This window comes from Gillisia mitskevichiae (assembly GCF_003634585.1).
Classification (GTDB): domain Bacteria; phylum Bacteroidota; class Bacteroidia; order Flavobacteriales; family Flavobacteriaceae; genus Gillisia; species Gillisia mitskevichiae.
The window spans coordinates 288872-307060 of sequence record NZ_RBLG01000002.1 but is presented as its reverse complement, the minus strand read 5'-3'; the positions used below and the strand labels follow the sequence as shown (position 1 = coordinate 307060).

The following is an 18189-nucleotide window of genomic DNA, read 5'->3' as shown; positions in this document are numbered from 1 at the left end:
TTTCTATTTATATATAAGCTACAGATGGTCATGAAACTAACTCCAAGCGCAGGGTAAAATTGTGATTTTTAAAGAATTAAATTCTGAATTAAAAATAATCAATATTAAATTGATTAAAAAGAAATAATTATAAAACTTAAATATGCCTAAACATTTTAGTATAACTTAAAAATCTGCTATTTTTGCAAACTTGCTGAAATCAGAAAATATGGCTGTTGAAACATTTGGACTTGAAGAGAAAAAAAATGACAAAGTACTTTACGACTACCAACAGGTAGATATAGATAAGATTTTTAGTGTAATAGATACACATCCTAATCATTATAATTTATTATATCAGCTCCCTACTGGAGGAGGTAAAACGGTGATCTTTTCTTCTATTGTTAGAGAATTTATCCAGCGTACTAATAAGAAAGTATTAATATTAACTCACAGAATTGAGTTATGTAAGCAAACTTCCAAAATGCTTTCTGAATTTGGGGTGCTAAATAAAATTATAAATAGTAAAGTAAAAGAACTTCCAGATCAAGAAGACTATATGTGCTTTGTGGCTATGGTGGAAACACTAAATAATAGGCTTCATGACGAAAAATTGGAAATTCAGGATATAGGATTGGTTATTATAGATGAAGCGCATTATAATTCATTTAGAAAATTATTTAAGTTTTTTGAAAAGTGCTTTATTTTAGGAGTAACCGCAACCCCATTAAGTTCGAACATTAAACTTCCTATGAAGGATAATTACAGAGAACTTATTGTAGGAGATTCTATTGGATCTTTAATTGGAAAAGGATTTTTGGCCAGAGCAAAGGTTTTTAGCTACGATGTAGGTTTGCAATCTCTTAAGGTTGGTATTAATGGAGATTATACAGTTAAATCTTCAGAAGAACTTTATTCCAACATGAGCATGCAGGAAAAATTGCTGAATGCCTACATGGATAAATCCAAAAATAAAAAGACTCTTATTTTTAATAATGGTATTAATACCTCTAAAGAAGTCTACGAGACGTTTAGGAACGCAGGTTATCCTATTAGACATCTAGATAATACTACCAGTAAACAGGACAGAAAAGACATTTTAAGGTGGTTTAAGCATACACCAGATGCTATTGTAACGTCTGTGAGTATATTAACTACTGGATTTGATGAACCTTCAGTAGAAACCATTATTTTAAACAGAGCAACTAAATCTCTTACTTTATACTTCCAGATGATAGGTCGTGGTTCTAGAATATTAAAAAACAAATCGGAATTTAATGTTATAGATCTTGGTAATAATGTTGTAAGATTTGGTCATTGGAGTGCGCCAGTAGACTGGAAGCAGCTTTTTAGATCTCCAGATTTCTACTTTGAGAATTTACTTAGTGATGAAGAAATTGAGCGGGAATTTAAATATGTAATGCCTCCAGAAATGAGAGAACAATTTCAACAATCTGAAGTTGTAGATTTTGATGTGGAAGCTGCGTATGATATTGTAATTAGAAAAGGTTTAAAATCTAAATCTGTTTTAGAATGGTCTATGGAACAGCATGTAAAAATGTGTGTAGAAAATAGCGAAGATGTTTTTGATGCCAGAATTCTTGCAAAAGAATTAAAAGACGATATATCTTCTAGAATAAAGCAATATTCCTATTGTATTAGTAAGAGCACGAAAAACTATAGAGATTGGCTAGAAGAGGATTATGCTAGAAAATTACGCCAACAAATAAATGCAGAATTCTAAAAATTAAACAGAAGGATTATATTATATAAAAAACCTCTAAAATTAATTAGAGGTTTTTTTGTAATAATAATATAATTAAAGCTAATTATACGTTTCAAGTATTTTGTTTAAGTGTTCTAGACTAAGTGGTTTAGTATGGAAATTGTTTATGTTTCCAATTTTTTTGGCTTTCTCTTTATCTTCGAAATTAAGAGAAGTTGTAAGCATAACTATTAGTTCTTTACCTTTTTGCTCATTATCTAATTCTTCATATTTATCTAAAAATTCCCAACCGTTCATTACCGGCATATTAATATCTAAAAATATAAGATCTGGTTGCGGGTATTTTTCACCGTCCCTCGTTTTTAAAAATTCTAGAGCTTCTAATCCATTTCTAGCAATTGCAATTTCTTTGGCGCAGCCAGAAGTTTGTATAATTTTATTGTGAATAAAATTTACAGCTGTATCATCATCTATTAATAAAATACAATTCAGTTTTTTAGGCATTTTTTATTCAATGTTTTTAGGGATAGTAAAATGGAATGTACTGCCAATTCCTTCCTCAGAACTCACCCATATTTCTCCTCCATGTAATTCCACGATTTTTTTGCAGTGGGAAAGTCCTATTCCGGTACCATCATAAGCTTCTCTATTGTGTAATCTTTGAAAGATCACAAAGATTTTATTTTGAAATTCTTCCCGAATTCCTATCCCATTATCGGCTATATTGAATTGCCAGTAGGTCCATTTATCTTCAAAAGAAATATTAATTTTTGCCACTTCGGTTTTCTTCTGAAATTTTATGGCATTCGTAATCAAGTTTTGAAAGAGAAGTCTTATTTCAAGTTTGTATCCTTCAATAGTGGGTAAGTCGCCATAATGTATCTCTGCCTCGGATTCCTCAATCTTATATTTAAGATCTGCAGTTACACTACTTAATATCCTATTGCAATTCACCATCTCAATTTTCCCCTTATGCCCAATTCTAGAATAATCTAACAAGCTTTTAATTAAATGGCTCATTCTAATAGAGGCATCAGAGATATAATTTAAATAGGTGTTCAACTCCTTATCTAATTTATCGTTATAATCTTCCTTAATGAGGTCTATGAAGCTTAGAACAGTTCTTAAAGGCTCTTGTAAGTCATGAGAGGTAATATAGGAGAATTGTTCTAATTCTTTATTTTTGGATTTAAGCTGTTCTACATATTTTTTGATATCTGCTTCCTGTTGCTTTCTTTCCGTAATATCTACTATGGAAGCCAATATCATATCCTGCCCATGTATTTCTATAAAACTTAAACTAATTTCAATAGGTAATTCTTCGTTATTTTTGGTTAAACCATAAAAATTTTGATCCACACCTAAGGTGTCAATTTTATTTTTTGAAGAAAAGATGTCATCCACAATAGAACCTTTGTTCAATATTCGAAGGGGTATTAATTTCTCTGCAGATTCCCCTATTAAATCAACTCTAGAGTACCCGAATAGCTTTTCTGTTTGCTTATTAATTAAGGAAATTTTCTTAGTAGGATCCATTAAAATAATAGCAGCGGGAGAGGCTTCGATAACTTTTCTTATTCTCTCCTCTTGTTGTTTTATCTCCTTATTATTACTTTTAATTAATTCGAAATTACCTTTTAAAGAAGAGGTCATAATATTAAAAGAATCCCCTAAGCTTGCTAATTCATCATTTCCATTAAGGGAAATATCGGCATCATAATCTCCACTACTAACTCTTAATGCCGCTGTATTCAATGCTCTAATAGGTTTTGAAATAGATCTAATTACTAAAAAGGCAATTCCAATCCCAAATAAAATCCCTAAGCCTCCAGTGATTAAAATAATATTAGATAATGACTTTAAATTTTGAGAAAATTCATTTTGATAATCCTCTAAAAGGTTACCATAATTAACTTTTAGAATAAGTAGATTAGTTTTTAGCTGTGCATGTTTAGTAGAAATATCATTTTCTACTAAGGCGATCGCAGTTTGCATTTTTTCACTATCTGCGTAGTCATCTTTTAAAACTAATAGATTATTAACCTCATTTCCCAGACTAATTAGATCATTCGTTAATTCTATAATAACTGGAGACTTAATACTTATCTCCTCATTTAACTCTAGGTTTTTAGATAATTGAACTAGTTCAGTTTTTAAATAGGGAAGTTCAACTTCTAATATTCCATTTAATCTATTCTGGCTATCTAAAGGAAGGTTGCTATTATAAACTTTATTTGAGGAAAGTAGAAAAAACTCATTATTTACAGATTCAAATTTATCTAGTATTCTTAGTGTTGGAAGCGCTTGAGTTTTTAACTTTTGATAGGTGTCTGCCGCATTATCACTAATAATTTGATTCAGTATTATTTCTATGCACAATACACTAATTATAACACCAAAACTCAAAATTAACTTAGTACGTATTTTCATATTCAGTTTAGCGTAAGTAGTTAGCGTTTGATCTTGATTAATTTACCATCGGATTCTACCTTATATAATGAGAAATAAATGCCTCTAGAAGAACCATCACTTGTTATAGAAATATTCCCGCAAACTCCTTGATAATATTTGACGTTAAGTAATCGATTTCTTAGCCAATCTACTTGAGTTACATCTTTACTTTTATCCTCATTAATTGTTTTCACCTCGTTAATCAATATATTCATAGCATCATATGCCTGAAGAGGAGGCCAAATTGAAAAAGGTTCTTCTCCAAACCTCTTTTTAAAGGATTCTAAAAACTCATTGGCTAAAATATAATTCCCATCTAAGGGTGTGAAAAAAGTACATTCGGTGCCCACTATAGCTCCTTCAGAATTAGAGAAAAACACTGGATCCAATAAGGTTGTAGAGCCAAAAAAGGGAGCTTCAATGCCAAGATCTCTCGCTTGTTTCATTGCAAATCCAAATTCATTGTATCCTAAAAAGACATAAGCCTCTGTTTCGGTTTCTTTTGCTGTTTGAAGAATCTCAGTAAAATTGGTTTGATCTTTTTTAATTTCAATTAATTTGTTTTCAATGCCATTTTCTGTTAAAATGTCTTTAATAGCATTTCCACCAATGGTCATAAAATCATTCGGAAAATGAAGTATCAATACTTTTTTTATTCCTAGCTCGATCATTCTTATACCTAATGCTTTATGTACCTCCTCGGTAGATTTAGCTATTTTAAAGGTGTTTTTATTTAATGAGGATAATAGTTTATCATTGTTTAGTGGGTTGATAGCAATAACTCCATCTTCAATTATTTTATCTTGTAATTCTATAGTACCATCGGTATTGCTAATAAAAAGCACATCAATATTATGTTCTTTTCTAAGCTTCTCATAAGCAGGTTTTGCCATTTCTTTTTCCCATTTATCATCTTCAATAAATAAGTTGATTTGGGGCTGAGTTTCAGATTTTGAAGAATTATATTGTTCTATAGCCAGTTGCATAGCCTTAGATGGATCTATACCAAGATCTGTCGCCCTTGTAGACATAGGCCCTATAAAACCAACATTAATTTCTTTAACTTCAGGATCATTACAAGCAGATAATGTTGCAAGGAATATCAAAAACAATACGATCACTTTTTTCTTAAAAATCATAATTTTAATTAATTATTTTATATTCTAAAGCATATCACTGCCCATAATTTATTGAGGGTAAAAAGCTGTTTATTCTATAATCCGCAACTGCATATAATTCATCAATTAACCGGAAACCTAATTGATGTTCAGTTACCAATTCAAATTTTAATTTTTCGTTTTTTAGATATATAAAATTTTGATCGGCAAATCCTGCAATATAGACTCTATTATTTAATTGTTTAGAAAAGAGCCTTATTTTATATGTATGTTCAAGAATTATCATATACTCAACTTCTATTAAAATTTATAAAGTCAGAATTTATATATCTAAGAATGTCTTTTTTGGAGAAGGCATTGCTTATTACTAGGAAGGTAAATACCAAAAATAATAGGCCTTTAGTATTTTGCAAGTAATGTAATATTCTATAAAATGTTAAGAGATTACTATTCAGAATTTGTGGAGCAATATTCATTATAGGCACTCTTAGTAGGTATTGTAGTGATTATTAAGATTGACCAAATGATCAGATCAGGATGAATTTTTGTTAAAATTAACATTTTAATTTTATCATCAAAGATAATTTCGATGAATTCTAAAATCTAAAGGTTAATGGAAGTGCTGGTAAAAATGAAATTAAATCAATATTTCTCTATCTTCGCGAAAAAATACTTCTCTTGCAGCCAAAACGCTTCTACTACCTCATTAAAGTTCAATTTTTAGGTTATCGTTTACATGGATGGCAAAGTCAGCCTGGTTTTAAAACGGTGGAAGGTCTAATTAAAAAAACATTCAAATTCATTCTTCCAGATCGCAGGATCAAAGTACTTGGTTCTAGTAGGACAGATGCCATGGTTTCTGCAAATGAATCTGCTTTCGAGTTGTTTTTAGAAGAAGAACCTTTGGAAGATCTTTCAGCATTTTTAAAATTGTTTAATAAGAATTTACCTCCAGATATTAAAGCTTTAGATATTCAGGAAGTAGATGGAAAATTCAATATCATTCAGGATTCTAAACAAAAAGAATATCATTATTTATTTTCGTTTGGTGAAAAGAATCATCCTTTTTGTGCACCTCTAATGACCAATATTCAGGAAACATTGAATATAGAATTAATGAAAGAAGGGGCAAAACTGTTTAAAGGCTTGCACCATTTTCAAAATTTTTGTGTTCGCTCCTCTGGGAAAAGCTTGTACGAAAGAGAAATCATTTTCTCAGAGATTCAGGAAAATACTATATACACCGCCAATTTTTTTCCTCAAAAGACATATGTATTTGTAGTTAAAGGCAGTGGTTTCTTAAGATATCAAATACGGTTAATGATTGGAACTCTTATTCAATTAGGAAAAGGAGAGTTGAGTCTTGAGGATATAACAGAAAGTTTAAAAGCAGATGTAAATAATCAAATGACCTATATTGCACCTGCTTCTGGATTAATTCTTCATAAAATAGAATTTTTATAAAGATTGCTTCTTCTTCTGTTCTAGAATAGTTAATGCAAATTTAATAGTCCAATAATCTAAGCTTTCATCAAAGTACTCATAATAAGTTTTTAAACCTTTTGGGTCTTCAATAACATCTTTGGCTTTTTTTACTGCATCCAAATCTGTTTTAGAAATTAATTGCAAAAGATCTATGTTCTCTCCTTCTTCGTAAAGTTTTACGAGATGTGAATTGATAGTAGAATGAGCCAATTTTCTGGAAATAGAGATTTCTTCCACACTAAGTCCTTTATTATATAGCAAAAGTGTTTCTTTATGTGAATTACCAGATTTTTTAGGTTTCTTTTTAAATCGTTTTTCTTTACTATAAGCTATAATTTCTTTGATAAACTGATACCCGTAATCTTCCATTTTCTTTCTTCCAACTCCATTAATCTGAATAAAGTCTTCATCGGTCATTGGGCGTTCTTTTTCCATTTCCTTTAAAGTAGCATCATTAAAGATTAGATATGCTGGAATTCCTTCTTCCTTAGCGATGCCTAACCTTAACTGGCGAAGTTTTTCAAAGAGACTATTATCTACAGTTTTTGAAGCTTTAGATTGTTCTTCTTTAATTTCCTTTTGATCTAGATTTTTAGCCAGCTCTAATTTCGCCCCATTAAACAGGATATCCTTGGCCATTGGAGTTAGCTGAAGATGGTTATGAAGATGGAAAGCGATCTCCACATATCCAAGATTTATAAGCTGTATGATATAAAGTTGCCAATCTCTCCAAGAAATTTCCTTCCCCACTCCGTATGTGGATAATTCTTGATAGCCTTTTCCTATTACTGCCTCATTTTGGGCGCCTCTAAGCACATCTATCAATACGGTTATAGGTTCTTTCCCTTTTAGGCGATAAATACAGGAGAGTGCTTTTTGGGCAATTAAAGTGCCATCCATAAACTGTGGTGGATTCCTGCAGATATCGCAATTGCCGCAGTCTTCCTTTTTTAACTCTCCAAAGTAGCTCAGTAAAATCTTTCTTCTACAGGTAAGTGCTTCAGAATATTGTTTCATCCTATCCAGTTTGGCCATCTGGACAGCTTCATTCTTGGCATTCGCTGCAAATTTTTGAAGCTGGATCACATCTGCATAACTATGAAAAAGCATAGTTTCAGAAGGTAGTCCATCTCTACCTGCACGCCCGATCTCTTGATAATATCCCTCTAGGTTTTTCGGCATATTATAATGGATCACCCAACGAATATTAGATTTATCTATTCCCATTCCAAAGGCAATAGTAGCACATATAATTTGTTGAGTATCATTTATGAAATCCTCTTGGATCCTACTTCGCTCTACATGACTTAAACCTGCATGATAAGCTTCAGCTTTTATACCATTTGCATTTAACTTCGCTGCGACATCTTCAGTATTCTTTCTGCTTAAACAATAAATTATTCCGCTTTCATTTTTTCTGCCCTCAGTAAACTGTAGAATTTGTTCTAATCGCTTAGTTCCTGGTCTCACTTCTAATGAAAGGTTCTTTCTATCAAAAGAGGCAACATGTATTTTTGCGTTGGGAATATTTAGTTGCTGGCAAATATCTTTTCTTGTGGCTTTGTCTGCAGTTGCTGTTAAGGCGATAACTGGAGTAGAGGGGAAGCGTTTTTTTAAATATCCTAATTGAGTGTATGCAGGTCTAAAATCGTGACCCCAACTGGAGATACAATGTGCCTCATCTATGGCAATTAAACTCACTTTACCATCTGTAAGAAACCTGTCTACAAATTGTAAACTTTCTGGAGCAACATACAGTAATTTTAATTCGTTTTTTTCTACACTGGCAATAATCTCTTGCTGATCTGTTTCCGACTGACTACTATTTAAATATGCCGCAGCAATCCCGTTCACTTTTAGCCCGTCTACCTGATCCTTCATTAATGCGATCAAGGGAGAGATCACAAGGGTGATATTTGGTAAGAGAATACCAGGTAACTGATAGCAAATAGATTTCCCACCACCAGTTGGCATGATCACTACATTATCTTTTCCTTGAAAAACGGCATCTATAATTTTCTTCTGAAGTGGACGAAAACTGTCGAACCCAAAATATTCCTTCAATGCACCAAAAAGTTGCTTTTCTTCCATGTGGCAAAAATAGGAGATAGGTTTAAGTATTGCTAAGTAGAAGGGTAAAACTTAGTCTTAAAAGTTTAACAGCTATGTTAAACGAAAAACTTTGTTATTTTTATGCAAACTTTCATTTTATGGCTAAAAGACACAGGCATCTGCAGCGAAGACCTAAATCTACAAATGCGCTTAATAAAGCTCCGGGAACTGTTGCCTACGTAGGTAGAAAGGAATCTGCAGAAATTAAAATAGAGGTTATAGATTACAGCAAAGTAAACTATGATCGATTTATTTTCGATAATGTAGAAGCCACGTTTAAATTTGAAAATGAAGAGAATATTACTTGGATAAATGTAGATGGTTTAAGTAATACTGCCCAAATTGAAAAGCTAGGGAAATTCTATAAACTTCATCCCCTGATTATAGAGGATATAGTTAACACGAATCAGCGTCCTAAAATAGATGAATATCAAGATTACTTATTTATAGTTGCTAAGATGCTATATCATAAGAAAGATGGGATTTTGGAACATGAGCATATTAGCATTGTAATAGGGAAGGATTATGTGTTAACATTCCAAGAGGCAGATGGCGATGTGTTTGATGCAATTCGAGAACGTCTTACTAACGAGAAAGGAAGATTAAGAAATAATGGACCAGATTATCTGGTGTTCGCAATTTTAGACTCGATTATAGATAATTACTTTGTAGTTATTGAAGAAATAAGTGATAAAATAGAAACCTTAGAAGAACAACTTTTTACTGCTCAACCTAACGATGATATTACTTTTGAGATCCAGGAATTAAAAAGAACGGTACTTAGAATTCGAAGAGCTGTATTTCCTTTAAGAGAAGTTATAGGTAGATTAGAAAAAATAGACAGTACACTTATCCAAGAAAAAACAATAAATTATATTCGGGATCTATACGATCATATTATTCAAGTTTCAGAAAACATAGAGATCTACCGAGAAATGACTTGGGGATTGATGGATATGTACATGACCACCATAAGCAATAAAATGAACGAAGTGATGAAAGTGCTAACCATTATGGCCTCCATTTTTATTCCTTTAACCTTTATGGCGGGTATCTACGGAATGAATTTCGAATATATGCCAGAGTTACAATGGAAATACAGCTATTTTGTGCTTTGGGGACTAATGATCTTGGTCTTTCTAGGTATGATCATATATTTTAAACGTAAGAAATGGTTGTAAGATTTTATTAGCTTCAACTTAATTATAAAAGACCCCATTAAAATGAATAGATTTTTTTTAAGCAGTTTATGTGTGCTACTTTTTTTTACTTCTTGTAAGAATGAAATAAAAGACAAACAAAAAGCTGAAGTTAGTGGCTCTTCAAATTCTAAACTAAATCCAATTTATATTGGCACCTATACCAAAAAAGAAGGCCACGTAGATGGACAGGCAGATGGAATTTATTCAGTTTATCAAAACCCGGAAACTGGAGCCATAGAAATGGGTAAAATCCTTGCAAATGTTGTGAATCCTTCATTTGTGAAAACCTCGGGTGATAATAAAAATCTATATGCCATAAGCGAGCTTGGGCCAAGCGATGGGACTGCAGGGTTAATCTACTCTTTTAGAATTAAAGAAGATGAAAGCCTGGAGCAAGTTGGAAGTATTTCTACAGAAAGTTTTGCACCCTGTTTTATTGCTGAAGATAGAACTGGGAAGTTTATATTTGTTGCGAATTATTTAGGTGGAGTGGTAATGATGTATGAAAAGAAGGCCGATGGAAGTCTGGAAAGCTTGCAAAAGATAAGCCTTGTAAATCCCGAAAAATCCCACCCACATTCCGTTAATATTTCATCAAATAACAAATACGCTTATATCACAGACTTAGGTAATGATCGTATTTGGATTTTTAATCTAGATCTAGATTCAAAATCATTAATACCAAACTCAACTCCTTATATTCAACTTGAGGAAGGATCTGGACCAAGGCACTTTGCATTTTCCAAATCGAATGATTATGCCTATTCTATAAACGAGCTAAATGGAAGTATAAGCGCATTTAAAATAGAGCAAGATGGAAAATTAAATCATCTCAATGATATTTCATCTTTGCCTGAAGATTTTACAGATAAAAACTCTGCAGCAGACATTCATATTCATCCCTCGGGAAAATATTTATATGTATCTAATAGGGGTCATAATAGTATTGCAGCTTATAGAATAAACCAAAATACGGGAAGTTTAAAGAATATTGGATTTACCAATACCCAAGGAGAAACACCAAGAAATTTCGCGATTTCTCCAGATGGAAATTTTTTATATGTAGCCAATCAAAACACTAATAATCTTGTAAGCTTTAAAGTAGATCTAGAAACTGGTAAATTATTAGAAACAGGAAATAGCTTGGCAATTAAGACTCCAGTTTGTATCGAATTTTTAAATTAATTTATAGTCTACCTTAATCACATAATCCATGGGCATTTTCATAATCACTTAATTTATTTCAGCAAAATAGAATAATATTAAAGGAATAATAGTCAATGCTTAAATCTAATTTTAGAACTCAATATTACGTTAGGAAATAATAAAGGCTGGTATAAGTACTAGCCTTTATTATTTAACAATAATTATTTATTTTACCTCTTCAATAACAAAGAAGCCATCATTCCCTTGAGCCTGGTATAACGGCATAAAGATTCGTGCATCCCATTCACTTTTTAGTTCTTGGTCATTCTGAATCGCTAAAAGATCTCCTTTATATATTTTTTGAAAATTTTTAAACCCAGATTTCATCTTAAAATTGTCATTTTCCTCAAGTCCATGTCTATAAATTATTTTAAAGGTCTTTTGAGTAGGCGCATTCTTCACTGAAAATTTTTCAACACATGCAGGATATTCTGGAATTTGAGTCAGTTCTAAATTACAAGCTTCTTTAAGTGCAAGCCAAATCATCCCCTCATGATTTTCTACGGAATTTTTACTAGTATGCTGGCCAGCTTCAAAAGTAAATCCAGTTAATCCAATACGGCTTAAATAATGATCGATGGCTCCATATACAATATCACTAAAACCTTGAACGATATAGGTTGGAAAATGATGTGCCCATTTATCATTATCGTTTACTAACTGTACAGAAATATACGGTAAGCTATCTGATGAGGTTGTGTGGCAATCCATAAAATAGCGCTTGGAATAATCTGCTTCAGGAAACTTTTCCAGAATTTCAATGATCTCATGCATTTCTTTCTGTTCACTAGTTTCCTTTTTCTCTAAACTAATGTTCGTTTCGGTCCAGGTCCTATTTAAATCTTCGTCTATATAACGTACCTTTTTCTTTAATGCGGCTTTATTCCCAAAGACTCCCACTATACAACCGTTTATTTGAGGCTTAGATTTTTCTAATGCTGCAAAAACTCGCTCTAAAGCTTCTACCCCAGAAGGCTCATTGCCGTGAACACCTGCAGTTATAAACAATAACGGGCCTTTATTATAGGTTGTATACGTTCCTATTATTCTGGAATTATTTTCCATGTATTAATTGGTTTTAGGCCATTGTGGCTAATTCTCTATTAGAAATTGTATTCCCATATAAGCGTTTATATTCCACTTTTTTCTCGATAGATTTCACTATTACATCGCTAAAATCTGGTAATCCAATTTCTTTAAAATGATCTAAGCCTCCGGGGCTTAACACATTAATTTCAATTAATTTATCTTTTACTATATCTAATCCAACAAAAAACAATCCATCCCTAATTAATTTGGGAGCTGTGATCTCTATAATTTTTTTCATGGCATCCGTAAGCGGACTGCTATCTGCTGAAGCACCTTGAGAAAAATTACTACGAAACTCGCCCTTTCCAGCTACACGTCTAATAATACCATAGGTACCATCTTTTTCCATTACACGACCATTCATCAATAAAACCCGTACATCACCATCTTTAACTGCCGGAAGGAATTCTTGGGCAATTACGTAACCTTGTTGGGTGATGTTTTCTATGATCTGATTTAAATTCTTTTCATTTTTATCTATTAGATATACATCTCGACCTCCCGATCCTTCTAATGGTTTTAAAACCATTTTCTTTTTGTGCTTTTCGAAAAAATCTAAAATATCTTCTTTCTTTCTTGTGATCAAAGAAGCAGGTTTAATACTGCTAGGAAGCTCTTCAAAATATAACTTATCTATAAAAGCATTAGATAGGGCATAGGCATCATTTAAAACCAGCACTCCTTCTTGTTGTATCATTCTTCCAAATGCTACTCCAGCTTGTTCTGCCCATTGTCTAGAACTACCTTCTTCTGTAGGATTATTTCTAATGAATAATACATCCAAATCTTTAGCAACTATTGTTTTTTTCTTAGCCTTATCACTTTGCAATAGTTCCAAATACTCTTCGGGAGATTTAGGATCTGCATTTTTGGATAAGGACACACTATTAATACTTATAGATTCATCATGTTTAAAGTTGAAATCTCCCACTCCCATCATATGTACTTCATGTTTTCTCTTTAAAGCTTCAAACATAATATACACAGTGGTACCACAGGTTTCTGTCTCAATACCATTTACTACAAAACATATTTTCATTTGGTTATCATTTGTGAGATAGGTAACCCGTCTCTAATTAATTTAATTCTTTTGGATGATTCTTCATTCATGAGATAATTTGGGCGTAATGTTCCCTTTTTCAGTACTTTTCTATCTGTAAGTTCTTCTATTATTTTTGTATGCTTTAAAGCAAACTTTCCAGAAAGTAATGATTCATAATCTCCTCCATCTTGTAAGTATTTTCTAAGATCTACTAATCCCTTTAAATAAATTATATCCTTTAAGAATCCGCCTCCTTGCATTATTCTGGAAGTAATATTAAATGCTCTTTCTGGTGAAAAACCATGATTGCGAGTGAGTAGTCTAAATATTTCTTGAAAATCCCCACCTTCTTTTACAGCTTCGCCAGCGATCACTCTTCCTGCGAGAGTTCTAAGCCTATTTGGTGTAAGTGCATCTACAAGATATTCAGACATTACTGCCAATCCTTCCTGCAGTGGGTCGTAATCTGCTAGCCCAATGCTTAGTTGTTTTAGTGGTTGTTGTAATCCATTATGATAGGTAAGCACATGAGTGCCTACTTCATGCTGAATTAGACCTCTGGCATCAATTTCACTTAATTCATAATCTTCTGGAATATAAAGTTCCCCTTGGGAAACCATCATAATGTTCACATCTTTACGAATGTGCACTTTGCATTTAAAATTTTGATCCTGATTTCTAAAAAAATCAAATTCTTTTCTGGCTAGACTACTAAAAGCCTTGCTGTCTAAAATTTTATCTGTTTTAGAAAATTCAGCTTCTGGAATTTTCTCTAGAATTTGATTAGCCTCACTGCATAGATGAGGATCTATACCTTGGTATAGTCTTACACTATCATAAAGAAAATTTTTAGTACCTCTTTCGCTTAACATCGTAATTTGTTGATCTAGCTCCTCTCTTTTTTCTCTAAAGAGATAAGACATTGCTGGATCGTCTATTTCCTCGATCTTTAAATTGTAAAGTTTACGCTTTATAACATCTGGATCTATTGGAAGCAAGCGGTAGTGATAATCTAATAGTTTCTCGTATTTACTTCCCAGAAAGCTCTCTTTGATATCATGAATATTTACTGGAGAGACTAACCATAAGAACTGATATGACTTTTCTATATCTGCTAACTTTTTATCGATCTCAAACACTTTCTCTTTTAGATATTTTCTACCAAGAGCATTATAGCTAGCTACGCCAGATGAAGTTTGCACTCTTATGTAATCAAAAATCGCAATATGTACGGCTCTATTTATAAAATCTCTAAAATTTCTAAAGAAAACGGGAAAGGTTTTAAGATTGTCATCTCGGTAAATAGGAGGGATCTCTAGACCTAAAAGCAAAGCTCCGCACTGTTTAGCTTCCTCTACACTTAAAAGCTCTCTTTGCCCTTCTGCTTGCCTGTGGGAAGTGTCTTTTATTTCGGTCTTTAAATAAAGCCCAGAAAAAGTAGAATTGATGGTATCTAACTCTTTTTTTAGTACATCGAGAGTTGTGGGTAATTTATTCTCGGGACCCTTTATTATAAAACTGTTACTAGCTTGTTCTCCAGTGTAGAGTTCCAACAATAAATAAGATTTGTACTTCGTAGATAGTAAATTAGATAGTTCGAACAACAATTTCTGGTAACCACTAAAATCTGAAGTTCCAATAATTAAATATGAAGACTCACTGATAACCATTCTATATGTATCAGGATCATTTGATATTTGCCTGTATATAATTAAATATGGAAGTTCTTTTTCTATATGTAATATCCCACCTCCGGGAAGAGTGGCATTAATTTCATTTTCATTCTCTACAATTGTTAATATTAGCTTAATCGATTTTTCTGATAATTCTGATATTTCGGTTAAGTCTGAGGTCATAAATTTGAATAATTCAAATGTTTAATAGTTCGAAAACCTTTTATTTATAGGGCTTTATAGAGAATATTTAAAAAATTATATTAATAAATTTAGAAATTAATCATAGCTTATTACTGAATTATTCCCACTTTGACATTTATTTAAGACAGTTCTAAAATTGGAATTAAGTTAAAAGCCTTTCTCGTATTATGGTTATTGTTCTAAATACTTAGAAGGTATTTAGAATACTGAAAAAGCATAGATTAATTATATGTTGTGCTAAGAATATGAATATCTTATTTAACTTAAAAAAACTTGGGGGTTTAAATTAAATTGTAGATAATAAAGAGGATTTTCAATGACAATAAATTAAATATATTCGTCAGTTTGAAACTGCTTACATAGTAATTTATAATATAGACCCTAGTTATAAAGAAGAATAGTATAAAACTAAAAAAGCCCTCGTAAAAACAAGGGCTTTTAATTACAAAGTGATCGCGCCAGGATTCGAACCTGGGACCGCCTGCTTAGAAGGCAGGTGCTCTATCCAACTGAGCTACGCGACCGATTTCGCGGTGCAAATATAACTTACTTTATATTTAAAACAAGGTTTTTTTCATCAAAAATTTAAAATAAATAAGCAGCTATTGCTAACTGCTTAAAATTCAGACTCAAACCTAAAAAATATTTTTTTAAGATTCTTTTACTAGATTACGTTCTAGATGTTGTGATATCGATAATAGTTGATTAATTGCAAAGGGAGTCAAATTATCTACTTGTTCTAATGGAGTATATAAATTATAAAACCGTCTTGTTAATTCTAAAGTTTCTAAGGAAAGTCCGAAAATCTCTTGTTTTTCATAAAGTTCATCCACATGCATTTTTATTGCAGTGATATATGAAATGGGATCTATAGGTGTTTTTGGTTCTAAAATAGTATTCATAAGTTCAATTTTAGTGTAAAATTAAATTATGCCAATACATGCATTAGAAGCAGTTAAGATGTGTATGTGTAGTATTTGGGATTGTAAAAGTAGAATTAAAAACTAAAGTTTCACTGAATTATTGATCATCTTCTATGAAGTTTATTATATAATCGATAAAGAGTAAATTTTCAAACTATTTCAACTCCGATAGTATTAGTTGAGTAGTGGGTTCTCCATATTTTATAAGCATATCTATAAATCTTTGCAGATGTAACTGATCTTTTAAAACCACCTTCATATGTATATTATGAGAACCAGTTATACGTATAGCCCTTTTAATTTCAGGAAAGGAATCCAAAGCTGCCATGAAGCTTTCTAATTTCCCGCTAAATAATTTAATCATTATAAAAACCTCTAAGCCATAACCCATTTTGGAATAATCTACTTTTAGAGTATAAGCTTTAATTATTTCCAATTCCTCTAATTTTTGAATTCGTTCCCTAACTGAAGATGCTGAGAGTGGTATTAGTTTTCCAATTTCAACAAAGGAGGCTCGCGAATTTTGATGTAATACCTCTATAATTTTTAGATCTATTTTATCTAACATTGAATAATGTGTTTATCTTATAAAATTACATCTTATAGTTGGACATAGTCGATTTTTCCCGTTTTTTCAATTTCATAAGTGTTTATCTACCATGTAATTTTGTGGAAAATTTTATGAATATTATGGAAATAGATATCTATTTAATTGTGGCTCTGGCGATATTTTTCGGTTTTTTTGTTCAGACCGTTGTTGGTTTTGCAGGCTCCTTAATAGCTTTACCAATATTATTAATAAGTATAGCTCTTCCAGATGCTATTGCCTATATATCTATATTCTATATTTTTTCTAGTATTTTTCTAATAAAAAAGGAATGGAAAAATATAGACTTTACTATAATTGCTAAACTTGCAATACCTACAATAATTGGAGTTATAATAGGAATTCTAGTTCTAACTTTAACAAACCCTATTCTTCTAAAGAAAGGTTTAGGGATTTTTATAATTCTATATGTTGTTTACGCAATATTTATAAAAACTAATTTTAAAATAGGAAGGAAATCTGTTTCTATTTTAGGGGTTTTAGGCGGTTTCTTTTCTGGAGTATTTTCTACCGGTGGGCCATTGTATGTAATATCTGTAAAGAACATGGCCGTAGATATAAGTACCTTTAGAGCCACGATGATTGGAATAATGGGCTTAATTACTTTAGTGAGAATTCCTATGCTAAGTTTAAGTGGGATTTTAACTTTGGCTCATTGGAAAGTAGCTTTAATCATCTTCCCAGTTTTTCTTTTAGCACAATATACAGGAAAATTGGTGTACTCTAAAATAGACGAATACTACTTTAAAAAAGCATTACTAACATTATTATTTTTTTCAGGAATCGTGCTTATAGCGAAGTAAGTTCATTTAATACTTAAAGGGAACAGTTTGTTCTGCTAATTACAGCGCCAATTCCAACTCCCTTTTTATCATCAGATATTATAACAGAATCTTCATTTAATTTTATTGTAATGGGAATAGTTTGTTCTTTACCTTCTTGAGTAAAATGATATTTGCCCTTGATAATATTTTTCTCAATTAGTCCAGTTATTGTCCCTTCTCGTCTGTCCTTAAATTTAGGAAGCCAATTATAGATTCCCGAAACAGAATTACCAATAACATCTAATTTTAATTCAAGAATATCAATATTTTCCAGATTATCTTTAAATGCTGTTTCATTTCTAAAACAATAGGATCTTTTAATGTCTATTTCTTTCTCTAACTCACTTTTTTTGAGGGTTTTATCTACAACTGGATCTGGCAGAGCTTCTACTGTAGCAGTTTTATTACAGCTCATTGTAAATACACAAATAGCAACAATAATGAGAATATTAAAATTGAATTTTGGCATGAGTTTTTTAAATAAATGAAATCTATAAATAGGAACTCAAGTTAACTCTTTTCCTAATAAACTAAATTATTAATTGCAG

The 18189-nt window shown here is 31.7% G+C and carries 15 protein-coding genes and 1 tRNA gene; 5 read left to right on the top strand and 11 right to left on the bottom strand.

Annotation, left to right across the window (positions count from 1 at the left end):
• Positions 1-208 precede the first annotated feature (208 nt).
• Positions 209-1723: a DEAD/DEAH box helicase gene (locus tag BC962_RS07055; protein WP_121345262.1), complete on the top strand. Its 1515-nt coding sequence runs from the start codon at positions 209-211 to the stop codon at positions 1721-1723.
• Between the two features lie 81 nt (positions 1724-1804).
• On the opposite strand, the gene BC962_RS07050 is transcribed toward BC962_RS07055, so the two are convergent.
• The 3 genes from BC962_RS07050 to BC962_RS07040 are packed head-to-tail and all read right to left on the bottom strand — an operon-like array spanning position 1805 to position 5295.
• Positions 1805-2209, bottom strand: a complete 405-nt coding sequence (locus tag BC962_RS07050) for a response regulator (protein ID WP_121345260.1) — start codon at positions 2207-2209, stop codon at positions 1805-1807.
• 3 nt (positions 2210-2212) lie between these two features.
• A complete protein-coding gene (locus tag BC962_RS07045; protein WP_121345258.1) occupies positions 2213-4135 on the bottom strand; it encodes an ATP-binding protein in 1923 nt (640 codons plus the stop codon).
• Positions 4136-4155: 20 nt separating this feature from the next.
• Positions 4156-5295, bottom strand: coding sequence for an ABC transporter substrate-binding protein (locus BC962_RS07040; RefSeq protein ID WP_121345257.1), 1140 nt, complete (start codon positions 5293-5295; stop codon positions 4156-4158).
• 657 nt (positions 5296-5952) lie between these two features.
• Here BC962_RS07040 and BC962_RS07030 point away from each other — a divergent pair.
• Complete coding sequence (locus BC962_RS07030) at positions 5953-6738, top strand: tRNA pseudouridine synthase A (protein ID WP_121345253.1); 786 nt, start codon at positions 5953-5955, stop codon at positions 6736-6738.
• On the opposite strand, the gene recQ is transcribed toward BC962_RS07030, so the two are convergent.
• Positions 6733-8850 carry a DNA helicase RecQ gene (recQ, locus tag BC962_RS07025; protein ID WP_121345251.1) on the bottom strand — a complete coding sequence of 706 codons (2118 nt, stop codon included), beginning with the start codon at positions 8848-8850 and terminating at the stop codon, positions 6733-6735. The genes BC962_RS07030 and recQ overlap by 6 nt on opposite strands.
• A 119-nt stretch (positions 8851-8969) precedes the next feature.
• Between recQ and corA the strand changes: the two genes are divergently transcribed.
• Both corA and BC962_RS07015 read left to right on the top strand, forming a co-directional pair.
• On the top strand, positions 8970-10052 hold the full coding sequence (gene corA, locus BC962_RS07020) for a magnesium/cobalt transporter CorA (protein WP_121345249.1): 1083 nt from the start codon (positions 8970-8972) through the stop codon (positions 10050-10052).
• Positions 10053-10094: 42 nt separating this feature from the next.
• The gene (locus BC962_RS07015) at positions 10095-11258 is read left to right on the top strand and encodes a lactonase family protein (RefSeq protein ID WP_121345247.1); all 1164 of its coding nucleotides are present in this window, start codon (positions 10095-10097) and stop codon (positions 11256-11258) included.
• 186 nt (positions 11259-11444) lie between these two features.
• Here BC962_RS07015 and BC962_RS07010 read toward each other — a convergent pair whose 3' ends face one another.
• The 6 genes from BC962_RS07010 to BC962_RS06985 form a co-directional block, all read right to left on the bottom strand.
• Positions 11445-12344: a M14 family metallopeptidase gene (locus BC962_RS07010; protein ID WP_121345245.1), complete on the bottom strand. Its 900-nt coding sequence runs from the start codon at positions 12342-12344 to the stop codon at positions 11445-11447.
• A gap of 13 nt (positions 12345-12357) precedes the next feature.
• Positions 12358-13407, bottom strand: a complete 1050-nt coding sequence (locus BC962_RS07005; RefSeq protein ID WP_121345243.1) for a glutathione synthetase — start codon at positions 13405-13407, stop codon at positions 12358-12360.
• Positions 13404-15266: a flavohemoglobin expression-modulating QEGLA motif protein gene (locus BC962_RS07000; RefSeq protein WP_121345241.1), complete on the bottom strand. Its 1863-nt coding sequence runs from the start codon at positions 15264-15266 to the stop codon at positions 13404-13406. The genes BC962_RS07005 and BC962_RS07000 overlap by 4 nt, the downstream gene beginning before the upstream one ends.
• Before the next feature lie 471 nt (positions 15267-15737).
• A tRNA-Arg gene (locus tag BC962_RS06995) sits at positions 15738-15811 on the bottom strand.
• 126 nt (positions 15812-15937) lie between these two features.
• Positions 15938-16189 carry a hypothetical protein gene (locus BC962_RS06990; protein WP_121345239.1) on the bottom strand — a complete coding sequence of 84 codons (252 nt, stop codon included), beginning with the start codon at positions 16187-16189 and terminating at the stop codon, positions 15938-15940.
• 175 nt (positions 16190-16364) lie between these two features.
• Complete coding sequence (locus BC962_RS06985; RefSeq protein WP_121345237.1) at positions 16365-16778, bottom strand: Lrp/AsnC family transcriptional regulator; 414 nt, start codon at positions 16776-16778, stop codon at positions 16365-16367.
• A 122-nt stretch (positions 16779-16900) separates the two neighbouring features.
• Between BC962_RS06985 and BC962_RS06980 the strand changes: the two genes are divergently transcribed.
• Positions 16901-17620, top strand: a complete 720-nt coding sequence (locus tag BC962_RS06980; RefSeq protein ID WP_121346030.1) for a sulfite exporter TauE/SafE family protein — start codon at positions 16901-16903, stop codon at positions 17618-17620.
• A 13-nt stretch (positions 17621-17633) separates the two neighbouring features.
• Here the strand turns inward: BC962_RS06980 and BC962_RS06975 are convergent, their stop codons facing one another.
• Entirely contained in the window at positions 17634-18110 is a 477-nt protein-coding gene (locus BC962_RS06975) for a hypothetical protein (RefSeq protein ID WP_147405632.1), read from the bottom strand.
• Between the last annotated feature and the right edge of the window lie 79 nt (positions 18111-18189).

Bases quoted from the DNA above. Each gene is read 5' to 3' on its own strand.
- corA (WP_121345249.1), top strand. From the start codon at position 8,970: ATGGCTAAAAGACACAGGCATCTGCAGCGAAGACCTAAATCTACAAAT.
- BC962_RS07055 (WP_121345262.1), top strand. From the start codon at position 209: ATGGCTGTTGAAACATTTGGACTTGAAGAGAAAAAAAATGACAAAGTA.
- BC962_RS06975 (WP_147405632.1), bottom strand. From the start codon at position 18,110: ATGCCAAAATTCAATTTTAATATTCTCATTATTGTTGCTATTTGTGTA.
- BC962_RS07015 (WP_121345247.1), top strand. From the start codon at position 10,095: ATGAATAGATTTTTTTTAAGCAGTTTATGTGTGCTACTTTTTTTTACT.
- BC962_RS06990 (WP_121345239.1), bottom strand. From the start codon at position 16,189: ATGAATACTATTTTAGAACCAAAAACACCTATAGATCCCATTTCATAT.
- BC962_RS07005 (WP_121345243.1), bottom strand. From the start codon at position 13,407: ATGAAAATATGTTTTGTAGTAAATGGTATTGAGACAGAAACCTGTGGT.
- BC962_RS07040 (WP_121345257.1), bottom strand. From the start codon at position 5,295: ATGATTTTTAAGAAAAAAGTGATCGTATTGTTTTTGATATTCCTTGCA.
- BC962_RS07045 (WP_121345258.1), bottom strand. From the start codon at position 4,135: ATGAAAATACGTACTAAGTTAATTTTGAGTTTTGGTGTTATAATTAGT.
- BC962_RS07010 (WP_121345245.1), bottom strand. From the start codon at position 12,344: ATGGAAAATAATTCCAGAATAATAGGAACGTATACAACCTATAATAAA.
- BC962_RS07000 (WP_121345241.1), bottom strand. From the start codon at position 15,266: ATGACCTCAGACTTAACCGAAATATCAGAATTATCAGAAAAATCGATT.
- BC962_RS07050 (WP_121345260.1), bottom strand. From the start codon at position 2,209: ATGCCTAAAAAACTGAATTGTATTTTATTAATAGATGATGATACAGCT.
- recQ (WP_121345251.1), bottom strand. From the start codon at position 8,850: ATGGAAGAAAAGCAACTTTTTGGTGCATTGAAGGAATATTTTGGGTTC.
- BC962_RS06985 (WP_121345237.1), bottom strand. From the start codon at position 16,778: ATGTTAGATAAAATAGATCTAAAAATTATAGAGGTATTACATCAAAAT.
- BC962_RS06980 (WP_121346030.1), top strand. From the start codon at position 16,901: ATGGAAATAGATATCTATTTAATTGTGGCTCTGGCGATATTTTTCGGT.